This is a genomic window from Leifsonia sp. PARNA 1/14, from assembly GCF_055720965.1.
In genome coordinates this window covers 51,734-77,382 of sequence record NZ_JBVQSP010000006.1, presented here as the reverse complement: position 1 = coordinate 77,382, position 25,649 = coordinate 51,734, and the positions used below count along the sequence as shown (strand labels likewise).

The window sequence follows — 25,649 nt, the reverse complement described above, 5'->3', positions numbered from 1 at the left end:
AGCTGATTGCTAGGTAATCTAGCTACATCAATTTCTAGATGCTCACTTGCCGCAACTATTTAGCAGATGCGCCGCGCAGAATCAACCCCCTGGGCGAAAGTTGCTACGACGATCAATTAGCTAGAAGCTCTAGTTACTTCACGAAATGCTCGTCTCCAAGGAGTAGTCATGACGCTCGCGATCAAGGATGCCCGACCGGCCCTCCGCCTGCCTATCGCAGTCCAGCGCGGTCGCCGCCGTGGCCAGGCTCCAGCACCCAGCGAGCACCTCGCCTGGCGTCAGCCGGTCGACGGGCTCTGGGTCGCCGAGACCCCATCGACCTACCTCGGCATGATCGAGCGCGTCGACGACGGTTTCGTCGCCTCGGCCGCGGACGGCCGCGACCTCGGTCACTTCACCAAGCAGGCCGACGCCAGGGTCGCGGTCTACGCCAGCTGGTTCCGGCGCCGCGAGACCCCCGGCCTCGTCGGCTGGGCGCAGGGCATCCTGCGCCGGGCGGTCAAGGCGTGACCACCGACGCGGAGGACGCGGTCTGCGACTGGGCGGAGCTCGTCCCGAAGCGCGCCTACGTCCTCCGTTCCCCGCAGGGTCACGAGCTGCTCTCCACCTACGGCGGCCCCGGCGAGGCCGAAGGATCTGCGGTGTTCTTCGCGCACGAGCCCGCAGGCGGCGGCGACGGCGAGCTCACGATCCTTCCCGACGACGGCTGGGACATCCTCCGCAGCATCGCGGAGGACGTATAGGGCAAGCTGGTCTCCTCGGCGAGGGGGAGGCGATGCGACCGATCATGAGCGACGCGGCGACCGTGGCGTCGCTCGAGGGCCAACAATATATCGTGCTGAGGACCGTCGGCGAGGTCGACGCGTTCTACTCGACGGAGCAGCGTGCCCTCCTGGAGCGGCTGCCGCCCGGACTGCCGCATCCGAACGCGGGTCACGTCACTCTTCGGGGCTTCGCCGAACCGGGCCGCGTCGATGCCCTGCTCGACACGCTTCGCGGGTGGGCCTCCGCTCTCGACCCGATCGAGCTGCGAGTGGACGCGATCGACGGCTTCCCGCCACCGTTCGCGGTGCTGTTCGCCCGCCTGGAACGTTCGCGATCGCTCACGGCGGCCTACGCGTCACTGATGGACGCGCTCGCGGCGTCCGACTTCGTGCGCCTCGGTGAGCTGTCCCTGGACGACTGGGTCTTCCATCTTTCGCTGGTCTACTGCGCAGCTCTGACCGACGAGGAGTGGCACGAGCACGCCGACGCGGTGCGGCGTGCGATCCCGCAGGGTCCGGCCGAGCGCATCACGGCGGTCGACTTCGTCTGGTACGCCGGAGGAGTCGAGCACGTCGTCCCGTTGGCGACGAGACGTGAGTAATCGGGGGAATCACCGCGGGGATTCCCGCGATTACTCACGTCTCGGCGGCTAGTAGTGGGCCCTCGCAGCTTTCGCGGAGGAGGACGGTCACGGGGAGTTCCGCGTTGACCGGTTCGCGTTCGGGGGCGTTCAGACGCGCCACCATCGCGCGCACGGCCTCCCGGCCGAGTTCGAGCATGGGCTGGCGCACCGTGGTGAGGCGCGGGGTCGACCGCGCTCCGTCGTCGATGCCGTCGAAGCCGGTCACGATGACGTCGTCGGGCACGCGGAGGCCGGCCGCGCCGAGCGCGTCGAGGACTCCGAGGGCCATCTGGTCGTTGGCGCAGACCAGCGCGCGGGGGAGGCGGCCGCCGTCGATCAGGTCGGCGGCGACGGCCCGGGCGCGCTCGCGCGAGAACTCGCCGTGCAGCACCGGCAGAGCGGTCGGGTTGATGCCGCGGCCCTCCAGCGCCTCGGCGAAGCCGCCGTAGCGCTCGGCGTCGTCGGGGGAGTCGAACGGGCCGGTCAGGTACATCGGGTCCCGGATGCCGTGATGGTCGATGAGGTGCTCGGTGAGGGCGCGCATGCCCTCGCGGTTGCGGACGGTGAGGTGGTCGAAGTCGTCGCCGCGGCGCTGTCCGGCCAGGTAGACGACCGGGATGCTGTCGCCGATCCGCTTGAGGACGTCGTGCGGCGCGCTCTGCGCGATCACCGCCAGGCCGTCGACTTTGCCTGCGAGATCGCTCAGTGCCATCTCCAGGGATTCGGGGGAACGGCCGCGCCCCACGCTGATCATCAGCGAGAAGCCCTGGCGCCACGCCTCGAGCTCGCACCCGCGCAGCACCGCCTCGAAATACAGGTCGGCGCCGAGTCGCTGGCCGGGTCGCGCCGGGTCGAGACGCACCTCCACCGGGCGGTCGGCGTCGATCGCAGGGTCGCTCAGGTCTTCGACCGCGTCCACACCGGGGAGGAAGAGCCCGAGGACGCCGGTGCGACGGGAGGCCAGCCCACGGGCACTCCCGCTCGGCACGTAGCGCAGCTCACGGACCGCGGCGAGGACGCGTTCCTGAGTGGAAGCGCGTACATCATCGGGTCGAGTGAGCACGCGGGAGACCGTCGCGATCGACACGCCGGCGTGCGCTGCGACATCATACACCGTGGGTTTTCCCGCCACTTTTCCCCCGAGTTCCTCTGCGAATTGGTGGACTAGATCACATTCTGGCATGTGGAACGATCTTTCGGGGCGGGGGTTGAAAGACGTTTCGTATGCGCTTACAGTGGGTCCCGCTCACCGTTCGGCCGTCCGCCGAGCCGAGCCGAGCACAGGCTCGCCGCCCGAGTGCGGAGCACCTCGTCACCGTCGACTGAAGGGACCCTTGCGATGAACAAGCCAAGAACGCGCCTCCGGCGTTCACTCGTCGCCCTCGCCGCCGCCGCATCACTGCTGGCGATGAGCGCGTGCAGCATCCAGACCTCCGGCTCCAATGGATCCGGCAACTCGGGAGCCAGCGGCTCCCTGCTCTTCGGCGCGGACGGCGGAAACCCGACGTTCGTGCGCAACTTCAACCCGTTCGCGCCGACCGCCCGCACGGGCGCGCACTACATGTACGAGCCCCTCCAGGTCGTCAACTCCATCGACGGCAAGGCCACACCGTTCCTCGCGACCGGCGACAAGATCGTCGACCCGAAGACGATCGAGTACACGATCCGCTCGGGCGTCGACTGGTCCGACGGCAAGCCCTTCACCCCGGCCGACGTCGTGTACACGTTCGACCTCCTCAAGAAGACGCCCGCACTCGACCTGCTCGGCCAGTGGCAGAACATCGACACGATCAGCTCGTCGGGCAGCACCGTGACGTTCCACCTCAAGGGCCCGAACGTCCCCGCGGCGAACATCATCGATCAGCAGATCATCGTGCCGGAGCACATCTGGAAGTCCGTCAAGGATCCGGTGACCTGGGCGAACGAGAAGCCGGTCGCCACCGGACCGTACGTTGTCGGCGACTTCGCGCCGAACCAGTACACGATGGTCAAGAACACCAAGTACTGGCAGGCCGACAAGGTCGCGGCGGAGAAGCTGGTGCTCCCGGCCTCCAACACCAGCCTCCAGATCGTCAAGGGCGGCTACGACTGGGCCTACTCGTTCATCGACAACGTCGACAAGACCTGGGTCGGAGCGAACAAGCAGCACAACAAGTACTGGTTCCCGCCCGGCGGCACCATCTCGCTGATCCCCAACCTGACCAAGGCGCCGTTCAACAACCTGGACTTCCGTGCCGGCCTGGCCTCCGCGCTCGACCGCGACAAGATCGCGAACGACGCCGAGCAAGGCTATGTCAAGGCGGCCGGCCAGAACGGCCTGCTGCTGCCGAACGCGCAGTCGTGGCTGAACTCCTCGTTGCCGAACCAGGGGATGATCAAGCAGGACACCCAGAAGGCCCTGCAGTCGTTCGCCAAGGCCGGCTACACCCAGCAGGGCGGCAAACTCGTCGACTCCTCCGGCCAGCAGCTCCAGCTCACGATCACCACGCCCAACGGCTACACCGACTGGCTGCGCGGCGTGCAGGCCATCCAGTCGCAGCTGCAGTCCCTCGGGATCGCGGTGACGATCGATCAGCCGCAGCCGGCCGCCTACACGCAGGCGCAGAACAACGGCGACTTCCAGCTCCTGATGGGCGCGTTCGGAGGCGCGGGCAGCGTCTACCAGGACTTCAACACCCTGATGAGCAGCCAGTTCGCCAAGCCGATCGGCACGGCGGCCTCCGGCAACTTCGAGCGGTTCAGCGACCCGCAGGCCGACGCCCTGCTCGAGCAGATGCGATCCGCCACCTCCGACAGCGAGCAGAAGAAGATCGCCGGTCAGCTGCAGGAGGTCATGTACACCAAGATGCCCGTCATCAGCCTGTTCTACGGCGGCCTCTGGGGTCTGTTCAGCGACAAGAGCTTCACCGGCTGGCCGAGCGAGAGCGACCCGTACGCGACCCCGGCCACCTGGACGGAGAACTCGCTGCTGATCCTCACCCACCTCACGAAGGCGAAGTGATCCCCGGCCGGTCGCGGGAGGGCTCCCGCGACCGGCCACCTCCGCCCCACTGATCCACCGAAAGGAGGCGTCGTGCGCTATCTGCTGGGCAAGCTCGGACTCTTCGTCCTCACGCTCTGGGCCGCCATCACGGTCAACTTCATCCTCCCGCGCCTGATGCCGGGATCGCCCGCCGACGCGGCGATCGCCAAGCTCAGCCAGAACGGCCCGGTGTCACCGGCGATGCGCGCCTCCATCGAGGCTCAGCTCGGCGTGCCGACCGGAAGCATCTGGGACCAGTACGTCACGTATCTCGGTCAGATCGTCCACTTCGACTTCGGGCCGTCGTTCAGTTACTTCCCGCAGTCGGTCTCGAGTCTGATCGGGGCGGCGCTGCCCTGGACGCTCGTGCTCGTCGGCACAGTGACCATCCTCGCCTTCGTGCTCGGCACCCTGCTGGGCGTGCTGGCGGCGTGGAAGCGCGGCACTGCGCTCGACACCGTTCCGACGGTGGGAGGCCAGTTCCTCTCCGCGTTCCCCTACTTCTGGATCGCGCTGCTCCTGCTGTTCTTCTTCGGCTATGTGGCCGGCTGGTTCCCCACCAGCGGTGCGTACTCGCAGACCGCGACGCCGAACTGGAGCTGGGGCTTCTTCTCCGACGCCGTCTACCACGGCATCCTGCCCGGGCTGACGATCCTGCTCACCGCCTTCGGCGGCTGGATCATCGGCATGCGCAACACCATGGTGAACACGCTCGGAGAGGATTACGTGACCTTCGCGGAGGCCAACGGACTGCGCACGCGCACGGTCGCGTTGCGCTACGCGGCCCGCAACGCGCTCCTGCCGCAGTTCACGTCGTTCGGCATGGTGCTGGGCGGCGTCGTCGGCGGGTCACTCCTCGTGGAGACCGTGTTCGCCTATCCCGGCGTCGGCCTCCTCCTCTTCCACGCGGTCACCAACCAGGACTACCCGCTGATGCAGGCGCTGTTCCTCATCATCACGGTGAGCGTCCTGATCGCGAACTTCCTCGTGGACATCCTGTACGGCGTGCTCGACCCGAGGACCAGACGATGACGCAGAAGGAACCCACGATGACGCAGCCACCGAGCACGACCTCCGTGCGTGCGACCCAGGTCGCCGCCGCCGCGCCCGCGCAGAAGGGCTGGAACCCGCTGCGCGTCGTCGGGCGGGCGGTCGGGACCGTCTGGTCGGAGCCGAAGGCGCGGTTCGGCATCATCCTGCTCGCGCTCTTCATCCTGATGGCGATCTTCGCTCCGCTGATCGCGCCCTACGACCCGCACGACACCTCCTTCCCGCACGGGCAGGACGGCAGCGCGGCGCACCTCCTGGGCACGACCGCGGTCGGCCAGGACGTGCTCTCCCAGCTGATCTGGGGCTCCCGGATCTCGGTCTCGGTGGCCCTGGTCGCCGGCCTGCTCAGCACGATCGTCGCGGTCGCCGTCGGCCTCAGCTGGGGCTACGTCCGCGCCTTCTGGGGGGAGGGAGTCGGCTTCGTCGTCAACCTCTTCCTGGTCATCCCGTCGCTGCCGCTCATGATCGTGATCGCGGCGTACCTCCACAACGGAGGCATCGGCGTCATCGTGTTCGTGGTCGTGGTGACCGGCTGGGCGTGGGGCGCACGCGTGCTGCGCTCGCAGACGCAAACCCTCCGCTCCCGCGACTTCGTGACGGCGGCGAAGTTCAGCGGAGAGAGCGCGAACCGGATCGTGTTCCGAGAGATCCTTCCGAACATGACCTCGCTGATCGTCGCGAGCTTCTTCGGTGCGGCGACCGCGGCGATCCTGGCGGAGGCGGGGCTGGAGTTCCTGGGACTCGGCGACCCGAACACGGTGAGCTGGGGAACGATGCTCTTCTGGGCGCAGAACAGCAACGTGCTGCTCACCGGCCAGTGGGTGCAGCTCTTCGCGCCCGGCTTCATGATCGCGCTGTTCGCCGTCTCGATGACGTTCATCAACTTCGGGGTCGACGGGCTGAGCAATCCCCGGCTGCGTGAGAGGAAGGCGGCACGATGAGCCTGCTGCGAGTCGAAGACCTGTCCGTCGTCTACGACGAGGGTCATGGCAACGCGTTCGAGGCGGTCAAGAAGGTCGGCTTCGAGCTCGACCAGGGCGAGTTCGTCGGTCTGGTCGGCGAGTCCGGCTCCGGCAAGTCGACGCTCGGCTTCGCACTCACCCGGCTGTCGAAGCCGCCGGCGCGCATCGCGGGAGGCCGCATCCTGTTCGACGGCACCGACATCGCCGCGCTCTCCACCGAGGAGGTGCGCACCCAGCGGCAGGGCGGCTTCGCCATGGTGCTGCAGTCGGGCATGAACGCGCTCAACCCGGTGCGAACGATCCGCAACCACTTCCTCGACGTCTTCGCGGCGCACGGTCACGTGCCGCCACGTGCCCGTGCAGCCCGGGCGGAGGAGCTCATCGCCAAGGTGGAGCTGCCTCCCGCGACGCTGAACCGCTATCCCGGCGAGCTCTCGGGCGGGATGCGTCAGCGCGTCTCGATCGCGCTCGCGCTTTCGCTCGAGCCGCGGCTGATGGTCTTCGACGAGCCGACCACCGCGCTCGACGTGCTCGTGCAGCACGCCGTCATGAACACCATCCGGCAACTGCAGGCGTCCGAGAACTTCACCGCCGTGCTCATCAGCCACGACCTCGGGGTCGTGCTGGAGGCGACGCAGCGCGTGCTCGTCATGCACGACGGCGTCATCGTGGAGGACGCCTCGAGCGAGCGCATCCTGAACGCGCCGCAGCACCCGTACACGCAGATGCTGCTGAGCCACTACGGCGACCCGCGGGCAGCCGAGGTGACCGTGCCCGGCCTCGACCGCCGCAGCGACGGCGAGGCGCGGCCCGCGCCGGCCACCGGCGCGGTGTCGGGCGCTCGGACCACCGCCGCCGCGGCCCGGCAGCGCGTCGGCGCCCGCGAGCCGATCGTCGTCTCCAACCTGACCAAGGTGTACCCGAAGGGCCGCCGGGGCAGCGCCACGCGCGCCGTCGACGACGTGTCGTTCACGCTCGAGCCCGGCATGTCGATGGCGCTCGTCGGCGCCAGCGGCAGCGGCAAGTCGACGATCGCCAAGATGATCACCGGCGTGGAGCGGCCGACCTCCGGCACCATCGCGTTCGGCGACACGCGCATCGACACGCTGCGCGGCCGGCGCGCGCTCAAGCAGTTGCACTCGGAAGTGCAGATGGTGTTCCAGGACCCGTACGCGGCGCTGAACCCGCTGCACACCGTCGAGTACATCCTCACCCGGCCGGTCGAGAACTTCACCGGCCTGCGCGGCGGCGCGGCCCGCGCCCGCGTGCTCGAACTGCTCGACACGGTCGGCCTGACACCGGTCGAGAAGTTCGCCTCCCGGCTGCCCCACCAGCTCTCCGGAGGCCAGCGCCAGCGCGTCGTCATCGCGCGCGCCCTCGCGAGCGACCCGCAGGTGATCATCGCCGACGAGCCGGTGTCGATGCTCGACATGTCGCTGCGCGCCGGCGTGCTCGCCCTGCTCGAGGAGCTGAGGCGCACGCGCGGGGTCAGCATGCTCTACATCACCCACGACCTGCTCAGCGCGCGGCTCGTCACCGACCGGATCATGGTGCTCGACAAGGGCGTCGTGGTCGAGCGCGGCGACACGGCCGAGGTGCTGCAGCGACCTCAGGACGACTACACGGTGAGGCTGCTCGACGCCGTGCCGAGCCCGCGCGGCTGACGTCGCTCTCATCCACGAACCGAGGAGAACTCTGTGCTCACCTTTCCCGACGGCTTCCTGTGGGGCGCCGCGACCGCGGCTCACCAGGTGGAGGGCAACAACGTCAACAGCAACTGGTGGGTCATGGAGCACGCCCCCGGCACCGCGATCGTGGAGCCGAGCGGCGACGCCGCCGACCACTACCACCGGTATCCGGAGGACCTCCGGCTGCTCGCCGACGCCGGCCTGAACAGCTATCGCTTCTCGGTCGAGTGGGCACGCGTCGAGCCGGAGCGCGGCTTCGTCTCGCGCGCCGCCCTCGACCACTACCGGCGCATGATCGACGCCTGCCTCGACGTCGGCCTCGAGCCGGTCGTGACGCTCATGCACTTCACCGTGCCGCGGTGGATGGACGAGGCCGGCTTCTGGCGCAACCCGGAGGCGCCCGACCTGTTCGCGCGCTACACGGAGGCAGTGCTGCCGATCCTGGAGGGCGGCGTGCGCTACGTCTGCACCATCAACGAGCCGAACATCGCCGCGATGCTGGCCGGAGGCGAGGACGCCCGGAACCTGGTCGCGTTCGGCCTCCCGAACCCCGACCTCCAGGTCGCCGACGCCCTGCTCGCGTCGCACAGGAGGGCCCGCGAGGTGCTGTCGTCCGTGCCCGGTCTGCAGAGCGGGTGGACGATCGCCACGCAGGACTTCCGCGCGGTGGACGAACCGGGGGCGGTCGAGATGCTGCACGAGTACGGCTACCCGCGCGACGACTGGTACCTGGAGCAGGCGGAGGGCGACGACTTCGTCGGCGTGCAGGCCTACACCCGCACGTTCATCGGGCCCGAAGGCCCGCGGCCGGTCGCCGAGGACGCGGAGACCACGCTGACCGGATGGGAGTTCTACCCGCCGGCCGCCGCGAACGGCATCCGCTCGGCGTGGGAGAAGAGCGGGCACACTCCCGTGATGGTGACCGAGAACGGCATCGCGACCTCCGACGACGGCCGGCGCGTCGACTACACCGCGGAGTCGCTGCGCGCCATCCACCAGACGATCGAGGAGGGCGTCGACGTGCGCGGCTACCTGCACTGGAGCGCGCTCGACAACTACGAGTGGGCCAGCGGCTACCGGCCGACCTTCGGGCTCATCGGGGTGGATCTCCAGACCTTCGAGCGCACGCCCAAACCGTCGCTCGGCTGGCTCGGGGCCGTGGCCCGGCGCAACGCGCTGTGAGCGCCGAACGCGTCCCTCGGCGAGTGGAGGTTGCGTGCGGGGGCTCCGGATGACACGATTACCGAACGATCGGTAAGGAATTCGAGGCGTCGCGGGTGACGCACGATCCGCCGGCGGGTGAGGATGACGATGTCCGACGCTTTCCTGGTGAGCGAGGTGCGCGCGTGAGCGCCGAAGCAGCGCGTCCCGTGCGTCCGATGATGCAGCGCGACCGGGCCTCCGCGGCCTTGGGGATGGTCGTCGAGAAGGACGAGCCGGGCGAGTCGATCGTCAGCATGCTGGTGCGCGACGACATGACGAACGGCTTCGCCATCACGCACGGCGGTCTGGTGTTCGCGCTCGCCGACACCGCCTTCGCGATCGCATGCAACGAGGACGAGCGCGTGACCGTGGCCGCCGGAGCCGACATCACGTTCCTCACGTCGACGCGGGCCGGGCAGACGCTCACCGCCCACGCCGTGCGCCGCAGCCTGGTCGGGCGCACCGGCGTCTACGACGTCACGGTGACCGACGAGACCGGCGCCGCGGTCGCGGAGTTCCGCGGCCGCTCGCTCACCACCAACCGTGCCGCGGGCGACAGCCGCGGAGAATGACGAGGGAGGCACCCGTGTCGAAGACGACCACCGCCCCCGCCGCACTCGACCTCACCGAGGTCGACCCGGCGACCATCACCGGCGACGAGCTCCGCGACCTCCAGCTGCGGCGCCTCCGATGGACGGTGCGCCACGCCTACGAGAACGTCCCCCTCTACCGCGCGAAGTTCGACGAGGCGGGAGTGGCGCCCACCGACATCCGCACCCTCGACGACATCCGCCTCCTGCCCTTCACCACCAAGGAGGACCTCCGCTCGACCTACCCGTTCGGGATGTTCGCGGTGCCCATGGCGGAAGTCCGACGCATCCATGCCTCGTCCGGCACGACCGGACGCCCCACGGTGGTCGGCTATACGCAGGGCGACCTCGACCGCTGGGCCGACCTCGTCGGACGGTCGCTGCGCGCGGCCGGCGTGGAGGCCGGCTGGAAGGTGCACAACGCCTACGGCTACGGGCTCTTCACCGGCGGCCTCGGCGCGCACGCCGGGATCGAGCGCATCGGCGCGACGGTCATTCCGATGTCGGGAGGCCAGACCGCGCGGCAGGTGCAGCTCATCCACGACTTCGAGCCCGACGCGATCATGTGCACGCCCAGCTACCTGCTGACGATCGCGGACGCCATCGAGGCGGCGGGGCTCGACCCGCGCGGCACGACGCTCAAGGTCGCGATCCTCGGCGCCGAGCCGTGGACGAACGAGCTCCGGGCCGAGATCGAGCGCCGACTCGGCCTCGACGCTGTCGACATCTACGGTCTCAGCGAGGTGATGGGCCCCGGAGTCGCGAGCGAGTCCGTCGTGACGAAGGACGGACCGCACGTGTGGGAGGACCACTTCCTCCCCGAGACGATCGACGGCGAGACGGGGGAGCCGGTCGCCGACGGCGAGCACGGCGAGCTGGTCTTCACCTCCCTGACCAAGGAGGCGTTCCCGGTCATCCGCTATCGCACCCGCGACCTGACGCGCCTGCTGCCCGGCAGCGCCTACCCGGCCCTGCGCCGCATCGAGAAGATCACCGGCCGCGACGACGACATGATCATCCTCCGCGGCGTGAACCTCTTCCCCACCCAGATCGAGGAGCTCGTGCTCGGCATCGAGACGCTCACGCCGCACTTCGTGCTCGAGCTGCGAAAGGAGGGCAGGCTCGACACGCTCACCGTGCGCATCGAGCGCCACCCCGCGCTCGACCGCGACGTGTGCGAGGCTGCCGCGAAGGTGCTCCAGCAGCGGATCAAGACCCACATCGGCACCACCGTCGCGGTCGTCCTCGCCGAGCCCGCAGAACTCCCCCGCAGCGAGGGCAAATACAAGCGCGTCTACGACTACCGCTGAGCGGAGATTTGCGGCAAATGCGGCGCTATGCGCGTTCTGACGCCGCATTCGGCGCAAATCTCGCGGGTCAGGGGCGCAGCAGCGCGAAGAACTGCTCGACGTCGGCGGCCATGTCGATGGTCGGGTCCAGGATCCACGCGTTCTGGAGGCCGTCGGCGAGGGCGTGACCCGCGCGGATGATCCACTCCGGGTCGAGGTCGGCGCGGATGCGGCCGGCACGCTGCTCGGCGACGAAGGCGTCGCGGGCGGCCGCGTGCACGGTCGCGGTGCGGTCGAGGAAGAACGCGCGCGCAGGGTGCCCGGCGTCGCCGGCCTCCGCAGCCAGCCGCGTGTAGAGCTCGACGAGGCCGGGCACCTGTGCGTTGTGCCGGATGATCGCGACCAGCGACTCCTCGAACGCAGCGTCGGCCAGCTGCCGTGAGTCGTGCTCGTCGCGTGCGCGGAGGATGTCGACGAACAGCTGCTCCTTGGAGCCGAAGTAGTGCAGGAGGCCGGCTGGGCTGAGGCCGACCGCGTCTGCGATCTCGCGCACGGAGGCGCTCCGGTAGCCGCGGTCTCCGATGATCTCGAGAGCGGCCTCGAGGATCTCCTCGCGCTTGACGACGCCTTTCGCGTACGCACCCCTCTTGGCCATGGGATCCAGGATATGCGGTCAAACGCGAACAGTATGCGGGTTTCAAGTTTGAAACCCTTGCGTCGTTCGGGTTTGGATGTCACAATCTTCTCGATCCAGAAACCAAACGTTGTTTGGTATTGGGATCAGCACCCGTCCCGCTCAACGAGGAGCCCCATGACCATGACCCCGCCCGATCCGGCCGCGGAGATCGCGCCGACCGGTTTCATCAGCGCGCAGCAGCCCGCCGCCGGCCGGCCCGCGGCGAGCCCGCCCGCCACCAAGCGGCTGCTGCCCAGCCTGCTCGCCGCCTCCCTGACCCTCTTCGCCACCTACGGGGGCCTCATCGCGATCCTCCTGCCTGTGCAGGTCGCGCTGCTCGACCCCGCGCACAAGGTGGGCAACCTCGCGATCGTGACCACGACCTCCTTCGTCTTCACCCTGTTCGCGCAGCCCCTGGCCGGCGCGTTCAGCGACCGCACGCGATCCCGCTTCGGACGCCGCGCCCCGTGGATGGTCGTCGGCGCGATCGTCGGCGGCATCTTCCTGTTCGGGCTCGGCTCGCTCAGCGACCTGCTCTGGATCACCGTGTTCTGGGTCGTGATCCAGGTCGCGCTGAACTTCCTCCAGGCGCCGCTCACCACGATCACGGCCGATCGCTTCCCGCGGTCGAAGCGCGGAGGCGCGAGCGCGATGATCGGCCTCGGCACCCAGCTCGGCATGACGATCGGCGTCATGCTCGCCGGCGCCTTCGCCAAGCAGGTCGGCGTCGGGTACGCGGTCTTCGGAGGCGCGGTCATCGTCGTGACGGTGCTGTTCGTGCTCATCAACCGCGACTGGTCGTCGAAGGATGCCACGGTCGAGCCGTTCCGCTGGGGCGCGTTCTTCTCCGGCTTCTGGATCGACCCCCGCAGGCACCCGGACTTCTTCTGGGCGTTCACCGCGCGGTTCCTGCTCATCCTCGGCTACTTCGTCGTCTCGACCTACCAGCTCTACATCCTCACCGACTACATCAAGCTCTCGCTCGAGGCGGCGACCGGAGCGGTCATCACCCTGACGCTCGTGGCGTTCGTGCCGACCCTGATCGCGATCGTGATCTCGGGATGGTGGAGCGACCGAGCCGGGCGCCGCAAGGTGTTCATCTACGTCGCGACCGTGGTCATGGCGATCGGCCTCGCGATGCCGCTCCTGATGCCGAACCTGACCGGCATGATCGCGATGAGCGTCATCAACGGCATCGGCTTCGGTCTCTACATGTCGGTGGATGCGGCGCTCATGACGGAGGTGCTGCCGAACGAGGGCGGCGCCGCAGGCAAAGACCTCGGCATCCTCAACGTCGCGACCAACATCCCGCAGGCGCTCAGTGCGCCGATCGCCGCGATCATCATCGGATCACTCGGCGGCTACCCCGTGCTGTTCGTCTTCGCGATCGTCTTCGCCGCGCTCGGCGCGGTGGCGACCGTTCCGATCAAGAGCGTCAAGTGAAAGGCAGAATGATGGTGATGGAGAACACACAGACACCTCTCGACTCGGAGGCTACCGCCGAAGAGGCGGCGCACCCCGAGGTGCAGACCCTCGCCGGGACCGTGCGCGGGCGCTGGAAGGACACCACCGCGCCCGGATCGGGCGCCCGCGGCGCCCTGCGCTCGGCGGCGTTCCTCGGCATCCCGTTCGCCGAGGCGCCGGTCGGCGCGCTGCGCTTCGCGGCGCCGGTGCCCAAGGCCCCGTGGGAGGGTGTGCTCGACGCCGCCGAGTTCGGGGCGACCGCGCAGCGTGGAGACCCCGGCGTGACGCTCATCCCCGAGCCGAGCGTGCCGGGGGAGGCCACCCTCAACGTCAACGTGCACACCCCCAGCCCGGAGCGGGCGGAGGAGGGCACCGGCCTCCCGGTGCTCGTGTACATCCACGGCGGCGGCTACTTCGCCGGCTCCCCGGCCAGCCCCTGGTACGACGGGCGCAACTTCAATCGCGACGGCGTCGTGACCGTCACGATCTCGTACCGGCTCGGCTTCGACGGTTTCGGCTGGATCGAGGACGCTCCGTCGAACCGCGGCGTGCGCGATTGGCTGCTGGCGCTGGAATGGGTGCAGCAGAACATCGCGGCTTTCGGCGGCGATCCGGCGCGTGTCACGATCGCCGGTCAGTCCGCCGGCGGCGGGGCTGTGCTGACGCTGCTCGGCATGGAGAAGGCGCAGCACCTGTTCCGGGCCGTCTACGCGATCTCGGGCGCTCTCGCCGATGTGACCCCGGAGAAGTCGGAGGCGTTCGGACGCGCGCTCGCGGCGACGGCGGGTGTGGAGCCGACCCGCGCCGGCTGGTCGGCGCTCGACGAGGAGCGCGTCCTCGAACTGCAGAAGAAGGCGACCGAGCTCGGTCCCGACGCGCTGAACGAGGTCGTCGACGGCGGCCTCCCGCTCGGCCCGACGATCGACGGCGACCTGATCGTGCGCTCCACGCCCGAGTCGCTGCGGAGCGGGGTGGGCGCAGGAAAGCCGCTCGTGCTCGGTGCCACCGACGACGAGTTCACGATGGCGATGGGCGACGCAGGTGCGAAGCTGGCGCTGGTGCCCAAGGGCATCCTGCTCGGCAAGCTCGGCGTGCCGAAGAGCGCGCAGAAGGCGTACCTGGAGGCGAACGCCGATGTCGTCGCGAAGGGCAAGGCGCGGCTGGCCGGCCGCGTGCTCACCGACCGGATGTTCCGGGTCGCCGTGCTGAAGGTCGTCGCCGACCGCGGGGCCGCACCCACGTGGGTGTACCGGTTCGCGTGGCCGTCCGGGCACTTCGGCTTCGCGGAGCACTGCCTCGACGTGCCGTTCTTCTTCGACTGCCTGGACGGGCCCGCGATGGAGCCGTTGGCCGGCCCGAACCCGCCGCAGGCGCTCGCCGATGAGGTGCACGGCGCGGCGGTCGCATTCGTCTCCGGAGGCGACCCGGGCTGGGCGCGATACGACGACGCCTCCACCCGCGCCGTGCGCGTCTACGACTCCGAGACCCGCGACGAGGAGGACGCCTACGCGTCGGTGCGGCCGCTGCTCAGTTGAAGATCGCCCACTCGGCCCGGTCGAGGCTCATCGGCTGCCCGTGGGCGATCACCTGCCAGTGCTTGTCGTCGCGCCCGGCGTACTCGGCCAGGAGGGTCGTGTACTTCCAGTCGCCGGCGACGCGGTTCCAGTGGATGAGCGAGATGAGCTGCCCGTGCCGCAGGTACGGGACCGGCGAGGTCTCGTCGAGATGCGGCGCGTGGTGGATGGACGGGTGCATGGTCACGGCATACCTCCCTGTCGCCGAGCACCGATCCCTCGCTGACGGCGAAGGATGTGCCGGGTGTGCACAGTGTGATCCCTGAGCACCGCTGTCGGCTAGGGTTTTCGACACTCCGTGACCCGTTCGGAATCGAGCAGGATCGGAGAAGCGTCGAGTCGTCGCGATCCGTATCTTTGGAGTCAGGTCACGAGAGGGGAACGAAACCATGGCCGACACCACGTTCAGCAAAGAAGAGAAGGCCGCGATCAAAGCCGCCGTCGCCGAGAAGAAGGCGGCCCAGGAGGGTGCGGACGCCGCAGCGGCGTGCGACGAGGCGATCGCCGCGCTGACCGGCACCGACAAGGAGTTCGCGCAGGCGTTCCACCGGCTGGTCGCCGAGAACACGCCGTTGGCCGCGAAGACCTGGTACGGGATGCCGGCGTACGCCGACGCCGCGGGCAAGGTCGTCGTCGCGTTCAAACCGGGATCGAAGTTCAAGATCCGGTACGCGACGCTGGAGTTCCAGCAGGCCGCCCAGCTCGACGACGGGGGCCTGTGGCCGGTCGGTTTCGCCGTCACCAGCATGACGGCCGCAGACGAGGAGCGGATCGCCGCGATCCTGCGCTCGGCCGTCGGGCGCTGATCGCAGGTTCACGTCGAATTCTCTTGCCGCCGGGCATGAGAAGACCTCAGGATGGCGCCGTGGAGGCCGCCCGCCGGGAGCCTCCGCGAATCATCATCGACCTGAGGAGAGACTCATGCCTGAACAGCCCACCATCGTGCTCGTCCATGGCGCCTTCGCGGACGCCTCCGGATACGCCGGAGTCATCACCGAACTCGAAGCGTCCGGCTACACGGTCGTCGCGCCGCCGAACCCGCTCCGGGGCCTGATCAACGACGGTGAATCGGTCAGACGCGTCGTCTCCGCCATCGACGGTCCGGTCGTGCTCGTCGGCCACTCGTACGGCGGCGCGGTCATCGGCCAGGCCTCCGCCGGGCTGAGCAACGTGACGGCGCTCGTGTTCCTCGCCGCGTTCGGCCTCGAGGTCGGTGAGAGCGCCGTGAGCGCGCAGCAGCCCTACCCCGCGCCGCTGCTGGCGACCGAGAACGAGCCCACCCCGTATGACGCGGTGGGGGCGCCGGGAGGCCCGGAGCTCTACGTGAAGAAGGAGCGCTTCAAGGAGGTGTTCTGCGGTGACTCCTCCGACGCCGTCGCCGCCGTCCTGTACGCCACGCAGCGCCCGCTCGCGGTCGCCGCGCTCACCGAGCAGGCGACAGGGGCCGGCTGGCACGACATCCCGAGCTGGTTCCTGGTGTCGGACAAAGACAACGCCATCTCGCCGGAGGCCGAGGCGGCCTGGGCGAAGCGCATGGGCGCGACCACCGAGCACATCGACGGATCGCACACCGCCTTCACCGTGCAGCCCGACCGCGTGGCGGCGCTCATCCGCGCGGCGGCGGAGGCTCGCTGACCACCGGCCCGTGAAGGGTCACCCCTTCTGCAGCTCCTCGGCGAGCATCACCAGGATGCCGCTGGGGCCGCGGAGGTAGGTGAGCTTGTAGATGTCCTGGTAGGTCGCGACGCCGCGCAGCGGATAGCAGCCGTGTGCGGCCGCGACCTCCAAGGCCGCGTCGATGTCGTCGACGGCGAACGCGACCCGGTGCATCCCGATCTCGTTGGGGAGCGTCGGCTCGGTCTCGATGGCGTCGGGGTGGAGGTACTCGAACAGCTCCAGCTTGCCGTGGCCGTCGGGCGTCTGAAGCAGCGCGATCTTCGCGTGGTTTCCGTCGAGCCCGACGGCGGTGTCCGTCCACGCGCCGCTGACGGTGTCGCGCCCGACCACCTCCAGACCGAGATCGGTGAAGAAGGCGATGGTCGCTTCGAGGTCGCGCACCGCGATGCCGACGTTGTCGAGTCTGATGGCCATGGGGTGCATGGTACTCAGTGCCGGGGAGCGGGGATGCCGGGGTGTGCCGACGGGTCGCCGCTCAGCCTCCGACGACCGGCGCCGGCGCGTGCAGGAGCGTCAGCGCGCTCGCGCACAGCACGACGCTCGCGACCATGCCGGCGACCGGTGCCTTCCAGGCGTGCTGCGGGCGCGCGCTCAGGGCGAGCACGAAAGCGGCCGTCGTCGCGATCAGCACGGGGAGGACGGCGCCTGCGACGGCCAACCGGGGAGCCGCGCCCAGCCGGTACAGCTCGTCGCGGCCGATCTCCGGGCCCCCGACCGCGAGCGACACGGTCAGGGCGACCATCGCCATCACGGCGGCGACAGCGATGTGCGCCCCCACGAGCAGCAGCGCGAGCAGCCACGGCCGCCGGTGGGCGAGCGGGTGCGCTCCCGCGCTCACGGGTTGTGCGTGATCGTCAGCTCGGGGGCGCTGAACGGGAACGGGAAGACGATCGTGCCGCCGCTGGTCAGGGCCTCGTGCGGGATGAGGAACAGCCACGCCATCCCGACGAATCCCGCGACGAGGGCGACGGCGATGGTGAGGGTGGCGGCACGATCGAGCGTCCGCAGCGCCTCCGCCACCGTGGAGGCCTGGCGGGCGACCCGGCCGATCGCGACGAACAGGATGACCGCGAGTGCGGCGTAGACGATCCAGCTCGGGCGCAGGACCAGGTTGGCGCAGGTGACCTGCGTGGTGCCGGAGTCACCGGCGCCGGGCGCGTCCGAGCACGTCCCGATGCTCCCGGTGCTCAGTAGCGTGTACACGACCGCCGCGCCGGCTCCCGTGATCAGCACGCGGCGCAACCGCACCAGGATCGGGCCGGCGGGAAGCCGTGAGAGCTCCCCGGTCTCGACCGTCGACGTCCCCATCGTCCGCATCACGTCGTCCCCCTCGTGTCGGCGTCGGTTCCGATCCTGGCATGGATTCGGCACCGGGTGCTTGCGCATCCACACGCCGACCGGCCAGTCTGTCCCCATGGGGGATGGACAGAACACGAGCACGCCCGATCGATCGTCGCGCTGGACGCTGACCTGGGGCGGTGCCGGGGTCGCGCTCGCGGCGGTCTTCCCGCTGCTCTGGTACACCGGGTTCGTGTTCCCGACCGTCGACGTCTCCTGGATGTTCTCCGGCCAGCCCCTCATCGGGAGCCTCTCGGCCGTGGTGCTGATCGCGGCGTTCATCGTGCTGGCGGTCGGCCTCCGCGGGGAGGTGGGCATCGCGGGGTCGTCGATCGCGGGGAAGACCGCGCTCATCCTGTTCGCCGTCGCGCACGTGACCTCGACGGGGTACCTCCCGCTGGCCGCGCCGGGCGCCGACGCCGGGCAGCTGACGCTGGCGATCTGGGTCGCGCTGACCTGGGGCCTCGTTCTGCTGTCGCTGGTCGCGCTCGTCGTCGCCGCGGTCGTGGTCTCCCGCGCCGGCGTGGTCCGGGGCCCGGCACGCTGGGCACTGGCCGCCCTCGCCGCCACCACCATCATCGCCCTCCTCGCGAGTCAGATCCCGGCGCTGGGGCTCATCCCGGTCTGGATCGGCGCGATGATCCTCTCGCAGCTGGTCCAGGTCGCGACGGGCGTGCTCTACATCGTCGAAGGGCAGCGCGCGCGGCGCGGGGACGGGCTGCGCGTCGCCTCCGCGTAGGCGGCGGCGCGGTCGCGGGCGGAGGACGGGATGCTCGCGGTCGTCGGCGCCATCCTCCCGCTCGCACTGGTCGTGTGGTTCAGCCCGACGCGCGTGATGGCGGCGACCGCGCTGCTGCTGTCGGGCCGTGCCCGGGCGGTGCCGGGCGCGTACGCCATCGGCTGGGTGGTGGGGATCGCCCTCTACATCGTGCTGTTCACCGTCTTCGGCGCCGCCATCGGGGCGATCCAGCTGCCGTCGCTGAAGGGCGACGCGTGGTTCCTCGACCCGATCGTCGCGCTCGTGATGTTCGGGTCGGCCGCCCTCGCGTGGAGGGCGCGCCCGCGGCCCGGGATCGAGCCGCGGCCTCCGCGCCTCTCGCGGATGATCGGCCGGTTGACGCCGTGGTCGGCGCTGGGTCTCGGACTCGTCCTCTCGATCGTCAGCCCGCTGCACCTCGCCGTCGCCGCGGCGGTCGGCGTCGACATCGCGACCGGCGGGCTCGCGGCAGCCGCCGAGCTCGTCGTCGTCATCGTCTTCGTGGTGCTCAGCACCAGCTCGGTGACCATCCCGGTCGGCGCCGCGATCGTCGCGCCCGACCGGGCGGAGGCCCCGCTGCGGCGACTGCAGACCTGGCTCGCGCAGAACGGCACGACCCTGCTGATCGTGGTGCTGCTGGTGATCGGCGTCGACTTCGTCGGGCGGTGGATCGCAGCGGTGTTCTGACGGCGGGCCGGCTGCTCAGGTGTCGGCGTGCTCAGGTGTCGGCGTGCTCAGGCGTCGTCCTGCTCAGGCGTCGGCGGCGCAGCGGAACCCGATGTGCGACATCCCCGTGTCCTCCGCCTGCGGCGACCGCGCCGCCGGACGGAACCGCAGGCAGTACTCCGGTGAGCACAGGAACGAGCCGCCCTTGAGAACCCGCCGCGGGATGGTCTCTCCCTCGTGAGCGCTCGCGGTCGCGAGCAGATTCTGCCGCTTGCCGGCATCGACGGGATGGTCGCTCAGACGCACGTGCCGTGGCGTGTAGTAGTCGGTCGTCCACTCCCAGACGTTGCCGATCAAGTCGAACACCCCGAAGCCGTTCGCCGGGTACGAGCCGATCGGCGCGGTGCCGCCGACGCCCTGGTTGTCGTACGGAAAGCGGCCCAGCCACGAGTTGGCTTGCGGCACTCCACCGGGGTACGGGTCCGCGCCCCACGCGAACCGGGCGCCGGCGACGCCTCCACGGGAGGCGAACTCGTGCTCGGCCTCCGTCGGCAGCCGCTTGCCCGCCCACGCCGCGTAGGCCTGCGCGTCCTCGAACGCGATGTGCACGACAGGATGCTCGAGCCGGTCGTCGATCGACGAGCCGGGGCCGAAGGGCGCCCGCCAGAAGGCGCCGGGTTGCCACCTCCACCAGTTGCGCCAGTCGCCCAGGTCGACCGGGCCGGAGGTCGGGGTGAAGACCATCGCGCCGGGCACGAGATCCTCGGGCGCGACGCCGGGGTAGTCGGCGGCGGCCATCGGCCGCTCGGCGACCGTGACGTACCCGGTGTCATCGACGAACCGCGCGTAGTCGTCGTTCGTGACCTGATAGCGGTCGAGGCGGAAGGAGGCGACCTCCCGTTCGACCACGGGCTGCTCGTCCGGGTAGAACTCGGCGGACCCCATCGCGAACGTGCCGCCCTCGATCAGGACCATCTCTCTGCCGTCGTCGGTCACGCGATCACCGTAGCAGCGCGTGCCGCGGCCCCGGGAGGCCCTGCCGGAGCTGTGGATAGATCGCGCATCGGGCCGTTTGTGGTCGAGAGGAGACACGCGCGAGAAACTCCTCTCGCAGTGACTGTGGGAGGAGAGTTCGGGTGTGCCGCGGCCGGATCTCCTGTGTGCAAGAGGGTGGGCCCGGGGTAGGTTGGGCCCGTGCTCAGCGAAGTCGCCGACGGGGTGTTCGTCCATACCAGCGCGTGGTGTCAGACCAACGCGGTGGTCGTCGCGGGGGCGTCGGGGGTGCTGGTCGTCGACCCGGGCATCCACGAGAGCGAGATCCTCGAGCTCGCCGACGACCTCCAGCGGTCCGGCAGCACGGTCGTCGCCGGGTTCGCGACGCACCCGCACTGGGACCACCTGCTGTGGCATCCGGCGCTCGGCGAACCCGACCACTGGGCCACGGCGGTCGCCGCGGACACCGCCCGCCGACGACTCGCGAACGGGATCGACGCGAAGCGGTTCGGCATCCCGGAGGACGTGCGCCTCGCCGGCCTCGGCGACGACATCACCGGGCTGGCCCCTGGCGCCGACCGGCTCCCGTGGGACGGCCCGACGGTGCGCGTCCTCGAGCACCGCGCGCACGCACCCGGCCACGCCGCCCTCCTGATCGAGAGCGCAGGTGTGCTGGTGGCCGGCGACATGCTGTCGGACGTGTTCGTCCCGATGCTCGACCTGGCCGGCGCCGCGGACCCGCTCGGCGACTACCTCGCCGCCCTGCACCTGCTGGAGGCCGAGGCGGGCGCCGCGACCGTCGTCATCCCGGGCCACGGGTCGGTCTGCGACGCGTCCGGGCTGCGCGACCGTCTCGCTCGCGACCGCGCCTACGTCGAGGCGCTCGCCGACGGCTACGAGCCGCACGACCCGCGCGTCGAGTCGCCGCGCGAGGGCTGGGAGTTCGTGCGCAGCGTGCACGAACGGCAACTCGACCAGCTGTCGATCCCGCACGCGTCGGCCGCCGCGGACTCCTGACGCCGTGTCCTTCGGTGATCCGGGCGCGGCCGTCCCGGTCGGGCTGACGCACGAGCGCTTCGAGTTGCGCCCGATCCGCGCCGACGACGCCGCGGACGACTTCGCCGCGGTGATGGAGACCCGGGAGCTGCTCCGCCGGTGGGAGCAGTCGGAGTGGCCCGCCGACGACTTCACCGTGGAGGCGAACCGGGAGGATCTCGCCGGCCTCCAGCAGCGGCACTCCGAGCGCCGTGCCTTCACGTTCACCCTGCGCGACCCGGAGGACTCCGTCTGCCTCGGCTGCGTGTACCTGTTCCCGACGACCGCGACGTTCTTGGCGAGGTCGGCTGTCACGCCGGTGGCCGGCGACGCGTGGGAGGACGTCGACGCCGTCGCCTACTTCTGGGTACGGCTGTCGCAGCTGGAGGCCGGCCTCGACGGGATCCTCCTTGGAGCGCTGCGTGAGTGGTTGCGCGACGACTGGGGCTTCGAACGGGTGGTCTTCGTCACCAACGAGCAGTTCGAGCAGCAGGCGGACCTCCTGGCGCGTACCGACCTCGCCCTCCGCTTCGAGCTGCACGAACCCGGAAAGCCGGGAACGTACCTGGCGTTCGGGTGAACGCGGTCCCTCTGCTGCCTGCATGACCGGCGCGGCCTGCAGGAGTTCGTTTGCGGTGGGCCGCGCGCGCGACTATCGTTCAAGCGTTCGTTCGTACGCGCTCTCAGGGCGCGCCAGCTGAGGAGGTGAGTCCGATTTCCATCGACAGTCGGGTGCTCGCCCTCTCGCGTCGAAGCCTCTAAGCGCTTCCGTCGCAGATCCGCGGGTGCCCTGCACCTCTTCAAAGGATCACGACATGACCCAGAAAAACGACCTGAGCTCTTCGCACGACATCGCCCTCGTCCTCGGCGGCGGGGGAGCGGCCGGCAACGCCTGGCAGATGGGCGTCGTCGCCGGCCTGGCCGACGCCGGCTACGACCTGACCGAGCTCGCCGACCTGGTGATCGGCACCTCCGCGGGCTCCACCGCGGCCGCGGGTGTCCGCAGCGGGATGCCGGCCGCCGATCTGTACGCTGCCGCGCTCGTGGCGCCACCGCGTCCGGCCGGCCCTCCACAGAACGCTCCGCAACGCCCGCCGTCCCTCTCGCAGCAGGAACTCTTCGAACGACTGCGCACGATCGGCGCCGCGGCCGGCTCGGCGGAGGAACTGCACAGGGCGCTCGGCGCCTTCGCCCTGGAGAGCGACGCCGTGCTGCGACCGGGCGCCGACCAGCGGCGGGCACTCGTCGCCTCCCGCCTCCCGAGCCAGGACTGGCCGGAGCGCCCGATGCTCGTGGTCGCGCTCAACGCGCACACGGGCGAGCTGGTGACCTTCGACCGGGACTCCGGCGTGGAGCTGGCCGATGCCGTCACCGCGAGCACCGCGCTCCCGGGCGGCACCGCCACCCACATCGTCGATGGTGTCCACTACATCAACGGAGGCGTCCGCTCGGCCGAGAACGCCGACCTCGCCGCCGGCTACGCGACCGTGATCGTATTGTCGCCGTTCGGCGGCGCGGACTGGGTGCGCCCCGGCCAGTTCGAGGGCATCCGGCGCTTCCCGGGCTACGAGCTCGACGACCAGGTGGAGGCGCTGCGCGCCCAGGGCAGCCGGGTCGTCGTGATCACACCCGACGCGGCCTCTCTGGAGGCCATGGGCACGAACCAGATGGACCCCGCGACCCGCCCGCCGTCGGCGCGCGCCGGCTTCGACCAGGGCCGGCGGGAGGCCGCCCGCGTCACCGACCCGGCGGCATAGTCCCGCTCGTAACTCCGGAGATCCGCCGCCCCGGCGCCCCGATCTCCGGAGTTACGGGTTCCGCGTCGGCGTGCCGCCGCCATCCTCCGGATGAGGCGACGTCCGCCCGTCTGCTAGCGTGACCTCCGTGCTTCACATCGTGATGTTCATCTGACGGTCCTGCGTCCCGCCCGCGCAGGTCTCGATCCGTAGAGGGTCCCTTCTCCGACCCCGCGGGCCCACCCACCGTCAGAATCTTCTGGAGCCTCACCCGTGTTCGCATCTCTTCGTCTTCCCGGCGCGCTGCGCGCCTTCGTCCCTGCGCTGGTCGGCCGCTCGGCGCTCGCCATGGCGGGCCTCGCCGTGCTGCTCACCGTGCAGCGCAGCACCGGCTCGTTCGCGCTCGCGGGTCTCGCGTCCGCCGCGTTCGGCCTCGCCAATGTCGTCGCGGCACCGTGGCGCGCCCGCGCCGTCGATCGCTGGGGCCAGCCGCGCGCTCTCGGACTCCTCGGAATCGTGCAGGCGGCCGCATTCGTCGGGTTCGGCATCGCCGCCGCCGTCGACGCGGCGCCCGGAACGGCGCTCGCCTGGTCCATCGCCTTCTCCGTCGTCATCGGCCTCTCGGCCCCACCGCTCGGCGCGGCGATGCGCGTCGTGTGGAGCACGCTCACCGAAGCCGGGCCGCAGCGCGAGAAGGCGTTCAGCCTCGACGCGGTCGCGGAGGAGCTGCTCTTCGTGGGAGGCCCGGTGGCGATCACCGGGATCATCGTCGCGACCTCGCCCAGTGTCGGCCTGTTCGTCACGGCCGGAGTGGGTCTCGTCGGGACGCTCGGCTTGATCACCAGCCGCGCCTCCGCGGCGCTCTCCGGCAACCCGCCACGTGCTCGCGAGCACCGGGCTCGTCCTCTCGCCGCTCCGGGGTTCCTGCGGGTGCTCGTCGTGCTGGCCGGAGTCGGCGCCGTGCTCGGCGTCGTGGAGATCGGAGCGCCAGCACTGGCGACCGATCAGGGTGCAGTCGCTGCAGCGGGCTGGTTGCTCGCCGCATTCGCGGCCGGGAGCGCCGCCGGCGGCCTCCTCTACGGGCACGTGCGGTGGCGAGTGTCGCTCGGCGTGCGCCTCCTCGCGCTGTGCCTGGCGATCGGCCTCACGGCGATCGGCGTCTCCGCCCTGGGGTCGCTGCCACTCTTCGCCGCAGGGCTCGTCCTGCTGGGCGCGTGCCTCGCGCCGTCGCTGATCACCGGCTACCTCGTCGCCGACACGGTCGTCGACCCCGACGGCCGCACCGAGGCGTCGGCGTGGATCAACACCGCCGTCAACCTCGGGGCGTCACTGGCCTCCGCCGTCGCGGGAGCCGTGATCGATGCGGCGGGAACGGGGATCGCGCTCCTCGTGGTCGGGATGGTGGCCGCGGCGCTCGGCGCGGTGGTGCCGGTCCGGCGGTTGCGGGAGGCCAGCGGTGCGGGAGACGCGGGGGCGGGTGACGAGACGCGCGGTCTCGCCTCAGCAATCGAGCTGGAGGCGGGACCAGGCGACGCCTGACCCTATGGCGAGAGAGCGGCCGACGCCTCGACCAGCATCGCCATCCGCTTGTCCACGCGCCGATCCCGCAACATCGCGATCCCTCCCGCCGCGAAGTACAGCACGATCATCGGCAGGGCGAGCAGCAGCATCGACAGCACGTCGGCCGCCGGCGTCGCGATGGCCGTGAACAGCGCGATCGCGATGATCGCCACCCGCCACGACCGCAGGATCGTGGAGGCGCGCAGCACTCCCACGAAATTGAGCAGCACGACGGCCACCGGCAGCACGAAGGCGATGCCGACCGCGACGAGCAGCTTGAGGACGAAGTCGAAGTAGCTCTTGGCCTGAACGATCGCGGCGTCCTGCTGCGGTGCGAAGCCCGTCAGCACGCCGACCATGTGCGGGAGGACGTACCATCCGGCGGCGCAGCCGGCGAGGAAGAGCGGCACGGCGGTGAAGAAGAAGCCGAAGCCGTAGGCCTTCTCGCGGCGCGTCAGCGCGGGCACGAGGTAGGCCCAGATCTGGAACAGCCAGACCGGGCTCGACACCACGATGCCGACGGTGATCGCGACCTGCATGCGGAGGTCGAACGCGCCGGTGATGGTGTCGTAGTTCAGCTCCGCCACGCGGCCTTGGGTGGTCGCGATGGTGGAGATGGGGACACGGAGGGCGTCGAGCACGGGGGCGGAGAGGAACCAGCCGGCCACCGCGCCGAGCAGGAGCGCTGCCGCCGAGCGGAACAGCCGGCGGCGCAGCTCGCCGAGGTGCTCGGCGATGGGCATGCGGCCGTCCGCTGTGCGACCGCGGCGGCTGCTGCGCATGTCAGGACTCCGCGGAGTCCTGGCGCTCGGCGGGGCGCTCGGCGCCGCCGAACTCGGGCCGCACCTCCGTCTTGAAGATGCGCATGGACTGGCCGAGGCTTCTCGCCAAGGCGGGGATCTTGGGAGCGCCGAAGAACAGCAGGATGACGGCGACGATGATGAGGGCGTGCCAGCCGGTCAGGTTGGAGAACATCGGAAGA

Annotated in this window: 29 protein-coding genes; 20 read left to right on the top strand and 9 right to left on the bottom strand. The window is 70.2% G+C overall.

The genetic code is table 11. From position 1 onward, the window contains the following. The first annotated feature begins 168 nt into the window (after positions 1-168). Genes AC0HS0_RS16005 through AC0HS0_RS15995 form a run of 3 tightly spaced genes read left to right on the top strand, consistent with a single transcriptional unit; the run spans position 169 to position 1,366 of the window. On the top strand, positions 169-510 hold the full coding sequence (locus tag AC0HS0_RS16005; RefSeq protein ID WP_472965102.1) for a hypothetical protein: 342 nt from the start codon (positions 169-171) through the stop codon (positions 508-510). After that, on the top strand, positions 507-743 hold the full coding sequence (locus AC0HS0_RS16000; protein ID WP_472965101.1) for a hypothetical protein: 237 nt from the start codon (positions 507-509) through the stop codon (positions 741-743). The genes AC0HS0_RS16005 and AC0HS0_RS16000 overlap by 4 nt, the downstream gene beginning before the upstream one ends. A gap of 32 nt (positions 744-775) precedes the next feature. Next, positions 776-1,366, top strand: a complete 591-nt coding sequence (locus AC0HS0_RS15995) for a 2'-5' RNA ligase family protein (RefSeq protein WP_472965100.1) — start codon at positions 776-778, stop codon at positions 1,364-1,366. A gap of 34 nt (positions 1,367-1,400) precedes the next feature. Here AC0HS0_RS15995 and AC0HS0_RS15990 read toward each other — a convergent pair whose 3' ends face one another. Continuing rightward, positions 1,401-2,501 (bottom strand): LacI family DNA-binding transcriptional regulator, encoded by a 1,101-nt coding sequence (locus AC0HS0_RS15990; RefSeq protein ID WP_472965099.1) that lies wholly within the window; start codon positions 2,499-2,501, stop codon positions 1,401-1,403. Positions 2,502-2,726: 225 nt separating this feature from the next. On the opposite strand from AC0HS0_RS15990, the gene AC0HS0_RS15985 reads away from it, so the two are divergent. From AC0HS0_RS15985 to AC0HS0_RS15955, 7 genes are all read left to right on the top strand, one after another. Next, positions 2,727-4,388: an ABC transporter substrate-binding protein gene (locus tag AC0HS0_RS15985; RefSeq protein ID WP_472965097.1), complete on the top strand. Its 1,662-nt coding sequence runs from the start codon at positions 2,727-2,729 to the stop codon at positions 4,386-4,388. A gap of 72 nt (positions 4,389-4,460) precedes the next feature. Continuing rightward, complete coding sequence (locus tag AC0HS0_RS15980; protein ID WP_472965096.1) at positions 4,461-5,441, top strand: ABC transporter permease; 981 nt, start codon at positions 4,461-4,463, stop codon at positions 5,439-5,441. A 17-nt stretch (positions 5,442-5,458) separates the two neighbouring features. Beyond that, positions 5,459-6,400 carry an ABC transporter permease gene (locus AC0HS0_RS15975; protein WP_472965095.1) on the top strand — a complete coding sequence of 314 codons (942 nt, stop codon included), beginning with the start codon at positions 5,459-5,461 and terminating at the stop codon, positions 6,398-6,400. Continuing rightward, the gene (locus tag AC0HS0_RS15970) at positions 6,397-8,085 is read left to right on the top strand and encodes an ABC transporter ATP-binding protein (RefSeq protein WP_472965094.1); all 1,689 of its coding nucleotides are present in this window, start codon (positions 6,397-6,399) and stop codon (positions 8,083-8,085) included. Before AC0HS0_RS15975 ends, AC0HS0_RS15970 begins: the two co-directional genes overlap by 4 nt. A 33-nt stretch (positions 8,086-8,118) precedes the next feature. Further along, positions 8,119-9,291, top strand: coding sequence for a glycoside hydrolase family 1 protein (locus AC0HS0_RS15965; protein WP_472965093.1), 1,173 nt, complete (start codon positions 8,119-8,121; stop codon positions 9,289-9,291). Positions 9,292-9,455: 164 nt separating this feature from the next. Next, positions 9,456-9,884 (top strand): hydroxyphenylacetyl-CoA thioesterase PaaI, encoded by a 429-nt coding sequence (paaI, locus tag AC0HS0_RS15960; RefSeq protein ID WP_472965091.1) that lies wholly within the window; start codon positions 9,456-9,458, stop codon positions 9,882-9,884. Continuing rightward, on the top strand, positions 9,881-11,212 hold the full coding sequence (locus tag AC0HS0_RS15955) for an AMP-binding protein (RefSeq protein WP_472965090.1): 1,332 nt from the start codon (positions 9,881-9,883) through the stop codon (positions 11,210-11,212). Before paaI ends, AC0HS0_RS15955 begins: the two co-directional genes overlap by 4 nt. A 67-nt stretch (positions 11,213-11,279) precedes the next feature. Here the strand turns inward: AC0HS0_RS15955 and AC0HS0_RS15950 are convergent, their stop codons facing one another. Next, positions 11,280-11,846, bottom strand: a complete 567-nt coding sequence (locus tag AC0HS0_RS15950; protein ID WP_472965088.1) for a TetR/AcrR family transcriptional regulator — start codon at positions 11,844-11,846, stop codon at positions 11,280-11,282. Positions 11,847-12,002: 156 nt separating this feature from the next. Here AC0HS0_RS15950 and AC0HS0_RS15945 point away from each other — a divergent pair, with 156 nt between their 5' ends. Together AC0HS0_RS15945 and AC0HS0_RS15940 are read left to right on the top strand one after the other, a co-directional pair. Further along, on the top strand, positions 12,003-13,310 hold the full coding sequence (locus tag AC0HS0_RS15945) for an MFS transporter (protein ID WP_472965087.1): 1,308 nt from the start codon (positions 12,003-12,005) through the stop codon (positions 13,308-13,310). Positions 13,311-13,327: 17 nt separating this feature from the next. Then, positions 13,328-14,866, top strand: a complete 1,539-nt coding sequence (locus tag AC0HS0_RS15940) for a carboxylesterase/lipase family protein (RefSeq protein WP_472965086.1) — start codon at positions 13,328-13,330, stop codon at positions 14,864-14,866. On the opposite strand, the gene AC0HS0_RS15935 is transcribed toward AC0HS0_RS15940, so the two are convergent. After that, positions 14,859-15,086 carry a hypothetical protein gene (locus AC0HS0_RS15935; RefSeq protein ID WP_472965371.1) on the bottom strand — a complete coding sequence of 76 codons (228 nt, stop codon included), beginning with the start codon at positions 15,084-15,086 and terminating at the stop codon, positions 14,859-14,861. The genes AC0HS0_RS15940 and AC0HS0_RS15935 overlap by 8 nt on opposite strands. 208 nt (positions 15,087-15,294) lie before the next feature. Here AC0HS0_RS15935 and AC0HS0_RS15930 point away from each other — a divergent pair, with 208 nt between their 5' ends. Next, positions 15,295-15,711 (top strand): hypothetical protein, encoded by a 417-nt coding sequence (locus tag AC0HS0_RS15930; RefSeq protein WP_472965084.1) that lies wholly within the window; start codon positions 15,295-15,297, stop codon positions 15,709-15,711. A gap of 115 nt (positions 15,712-15,826) precedes the next feature. Further along, positions 15,827-16,540 carry an alpha/beta hydrolase gene (locus AC0HS0_RS15925; RefSeq protein ID WP_472965083.1) on the top strand — a complete coding sequence of 238 codons (714 nt, stop codon included), beginning with the start codon at positions 15,827-15,829 and terminating at the stop codon, positions 16,538-16,540. Between the two features lie 18 nt (positions 16,541-16,558). Here the strand turns inward: AC0HS0_RS15925 and AC0HS0_RS15920 are convergent, their stop codons facing one another. The 3 genes from AC0HS0_RS15920 to AC0HS0_RS15910 all read right to left on the bottom strand — a co-directional run bounded on the left by AC0HS0_RS15920 (position 16,559) and on the right by AC0HS0_RS15910 (position 17,902). Next, positions 16,559-16,996 (bottom strand): VOC family protein, encoded by a 438-nt coding sequence (locus AC0HS0_RS15920; RefSeq protein ID WP_472965081.1) that lies wholly within the window; start codon positions 16,994-16,996, stop codon positions 16,559-16,561. A gap of 61 nt (positions 16,997-17,057) precedes the next feature. Further along, the gene (locus tag AC0HS0_RS15915) at positions 17,058-17,420 is read right to left on the bottom strand and encodes a hypothetical protein (RefSeq protein ID WP_472965080.1); all 363 of its coding nucleotides are present in this window, start codon (positions 17,418-17,420) and stop codon (positions 17,058-17,060) included. After that, positions 17,417-17,902 (bottom strand): hypothetical protein, encoded by a 486-nt coding sequence (locus AC0HS0_RS15910; protein WP_472965078.1) that lies wholly within the window; start codon positions 17,900-17,902, stop codon positions 17,417-17,419. The genes AC0HS0_RS15915 and AC0HS0_RS15910 overlap by 4 nt, the downstream gene beginning before the upstream one ends. A 94-nt stretch (positions 17,903-17,996) precedes the next feature. Here AC0HS0_RS15910 and AC0HS0_RS15905 point away from each other — a divergent pair, with 94 nt between their 5' ends. Together AC0HS0_RS15905 and AC0HS0_RS15900 are read left to right on the top strand one after the other, a co-directional pair. Then, positions 17,997-18,659, top strand: coding sequence for a hypothetical protein (locus AC0HS0_RS15905; RefSeq protein WP_472965076.1), 663 nt, complete (start codon positions 17,997-17,999; stop codon positions 18,657-18,659). Positions 18,660-18,689: 30 nt separating this feature from the next. Then, complete coding sequence (locus AC0HS0_RS15900) at positions 18,690-19,364, top strand: GAP family protein (RefSeq protein ID WP_472965075.1); 675 nt, start codon at positions 18,690-18,692, stop codon at positions 19,362-19,364. Positions 19,365-19,427: 63 nt separating this feature from the next. Here AC0HS0_RS15900 and AC0HS0_RS15895 read toward each other — a convergent pair whose 3' ends face one another. After that, positions 19,428-20,318, bottom strand: a complete 891-nt coding sequence (locus tag AC0HS0_RS15895) for a formylglycine-generating enzyme family protein (protein WP_472965370.1) — start codon at positions 20,316-20,318, stop codon at positions 19,428-19,430. Positions 20,319-20,537: 219 nt separating this feature from the next. Here AC0HS0_RS15895 and AC0HS0_RS15890 point away from each other — a divergent pair, with 219 nt between their 5' ends. From AC0HS0_RS15890 to AC0HS0_RS15875, 4 genes are all read left to right on the top strand, one after another. Next, the gene (locus AC0HS0_RS15890; protein ID WP_472965073.1) at positions 20,538-21,353 is read left to right on the top strand and encodes an MBL fold metallo-hydrolase; all 816 of its coding nucleotides are present in this window, start codon (positions 20,538-20,540) and stop codon (positions 21,351-21,353) included. Positions 21,354-21,357: 4 nt separating this feature from the next. Beyond that, positions 21,358-21,951 carry a GNAT family N-acetyltransferase gene (locus AC0HS0_RS15885; RefSeq protein WP_472965071.1) on the top strand — a complete coding sequence of 198 codons (594 nt, stop codon included), beginning with the start codon at positions 21,358-21,360 and terminating at the stop codon, positions 21,949-21,951. Positions 21,952-22,186: 235 nt separating this feature from the next. Then, the gene (locus AC0HS0_RS15880) at positions 22,187-23,128 is read left to right on the top strand and encodes a patatin-like phospholipase family protein (RefSeq protein ID WP_472965070.1); all 942 of its coding nucleotides are present in this window, start codon (positions 22,187-22,189) and stop codon (positions 23,126-23,128) included. A 252-nt stretch (positions 23,129-23,380) separates the two neighbouring features. After that, entirely contained in the window at positions 23,381-24,646 is a 1,266-nt protein-coding gene (locus AC0HS0_RS15875) for an MFS transporter (RefSeq protein WP_472965069.1), read from the top strand. A gap of 2 nt (positions 24,647-24,648) precedes the next feature. Here AC0HS0_RS15875 and tatC read toward each other — a convergent pair whose 3' ends face one another. After that, the gene (gene tatC, locus AC0HS0_RS15870; protein ID WP_472965369.1) at positions 24,649-25,410 is read right to left on the bottom strand and encodes a twin-arginine translocase subunit TatC; all 762 of its coding nucleotides are present in this window, start codon (positions 25,408-25,410) and stop codon (positions 24,649-24,651) included. Between the two features lie 40 nt (positions 25,411-25,450). Beyond that, positions 25,451-25,642 carry a twin-arginine translocase TatA/TatE family subunit gene (locus tag AC0HS0_RS15865; RefSeq protein WP_472965068.1) on the bottom strand — a complete coding sequence of 64 codons (192 nt, stop codon included), beginning with the start codon at positions 25,640-25,642 and terminating at the stop codon, positions 25,451-25,453. Between the last annotated feature and the right edge of the window lie 7 nt (positions 25,643-25,649).

Excerpts from the sequence above, each read along its gene's own strand:
- AC0HS0_RS15975 (WP_472965095.1), top strand. The coding sequence starts at position 5,459 with ATGACGCAGCCACCGAGCACGACCTCCGTGCGTGCGACCCAGGTCGCC.
- AC0HS0_RS15995 (WP_472965100.1), top strand. The coding sequence starts at position 776 with ATGCGACCGATCATGAGCGACGCGGCGACCGTGGCGTCGCTCGAGGGC.
- AC0HS0_RS15985 (WP_472965097.1), top strand. The coding sequence starts at position 2,727 with ATGAACAAGCCAAGAACGCGCCTCCGGCGTTCACTCGTCGCCCTCGCC.
- AC0HS0_RS15905 (WP_472965076.1), top strand. The coding sequence starts at position 17,997 with ATGGGGGATGGACAGAACACGAGCACGCCCGATCGATCGTCGCGCTGG.
- AC0HS0_RS15880 (WP_472965070.1), top strand. The coding sequence starts at position 22,187 with ATGACCCAGAAAAACGACCTGAGCTCTTCGCACGACATCGCCCTCGTC.
- AC0HS0_RS15895 (WP_472965370.1), bottom strand. The coding sequence starts at position 20,318 with ATGGTCCTGATCGAGGGCGGCACGTTCGCGATGGGGTCCGCCGAGTTC.
- AC0HS0_RS15900 (WP_472965075.1), top strand. The coding sequence starts at position 18,690 with ATGCTCGCGGTCGTCGGCGCCATCCTCCCGCTCGCACTGGTCGTGTGG.
- AC0HS0_RS15935 (WP_472965371.1), bottom strand. The coding sequence starts at position 15,086 with ATGCACCCGTCCATCCACCACGCGCCGCATCTCGACGAGACCTCGCCG.
- AC0HS0_RS15865 (WP_472965068.1), bottom strand. The coding sequence starts at position 25,642 with ATGTTCTCCAACCTGACCGGCTGGCACGCCCTCATCATCGTCGCCGTC.
- AC0HS0_RS15925 (WP_472965083.1), top strand. The coding sequence starts at position 15,827 with ATGCCTGAACAGCCCACCATCGTGCTCGTCCATGGCGCCTTCGCGGAC.
- AC0HS0_RS15930 (WP_472965084.1), top strand. The coding sequence starts at position 15,295 with ATGGCCGACACCACGTTCAGCAAAGAAGAGAAGGCCGCGATCAAAGCC.
- AC0HS0_RS15950 (WP_472965088.1), bottom strand. The coding sequence starts at position 11,846 with ATGGCCAAGAGGGGTGCGTACGCGAAAGGCGTCGTCAAGCGCGAGGAG.
- AC0HS0_RS16005 (WP_472965102.1), top strand. The coding sequence starts at position 169 with ATGACGCTCGCGATCAAGGATGCCCGACCGGCCCTCCGCCTGCCTATC.
- AC0HS0_RS15945 (WP_472965087.1), top strand. The coding sequence starts at position 12,003 with ATGACCATGACCCCGCCCGATCCGGCCGCGGAGATCGCGCCGACCGGT.
- tatC (WP_472965369.1), bottom strand. The coding sequence starts at position 25,410 with ATGCCCATCGCCGAGCACCTCGGCGAGCTGCGCCGCCGGCTGTTCCGC.
- AC0HS0_RS15940 (WP_472965086.1), top strand. The coding sequence starts at position 13,328 with ATGGAGAACACACAGACACCTCTCGACTCGGAGGCTACCGCCGAAGAG.
- AC0HS0_RS15920 (WP_472965081.1), bottom strand. The coding sequence starts at position 16,996 with ATGGCCATCAGACTCGACAACGTCGGCATCGCGGTGCGCGACCTCGAA.
- AC0HS0_RS15955 (WP_472965090.1), top strand. The coding sequence starts at position 9,881 with ATGACGAGGGAGGCACCCGTGTCGAAGACGACCACCGCCCCCGCCGCA.
- AC0HS0_RS15970 (WP_472965094.1), top strand. The coding sequence starts at position 6,397 with ATGAGCCTGCTGCGAGTCGAAGACCTGTCCGTCGTCTACGACGAGGGT.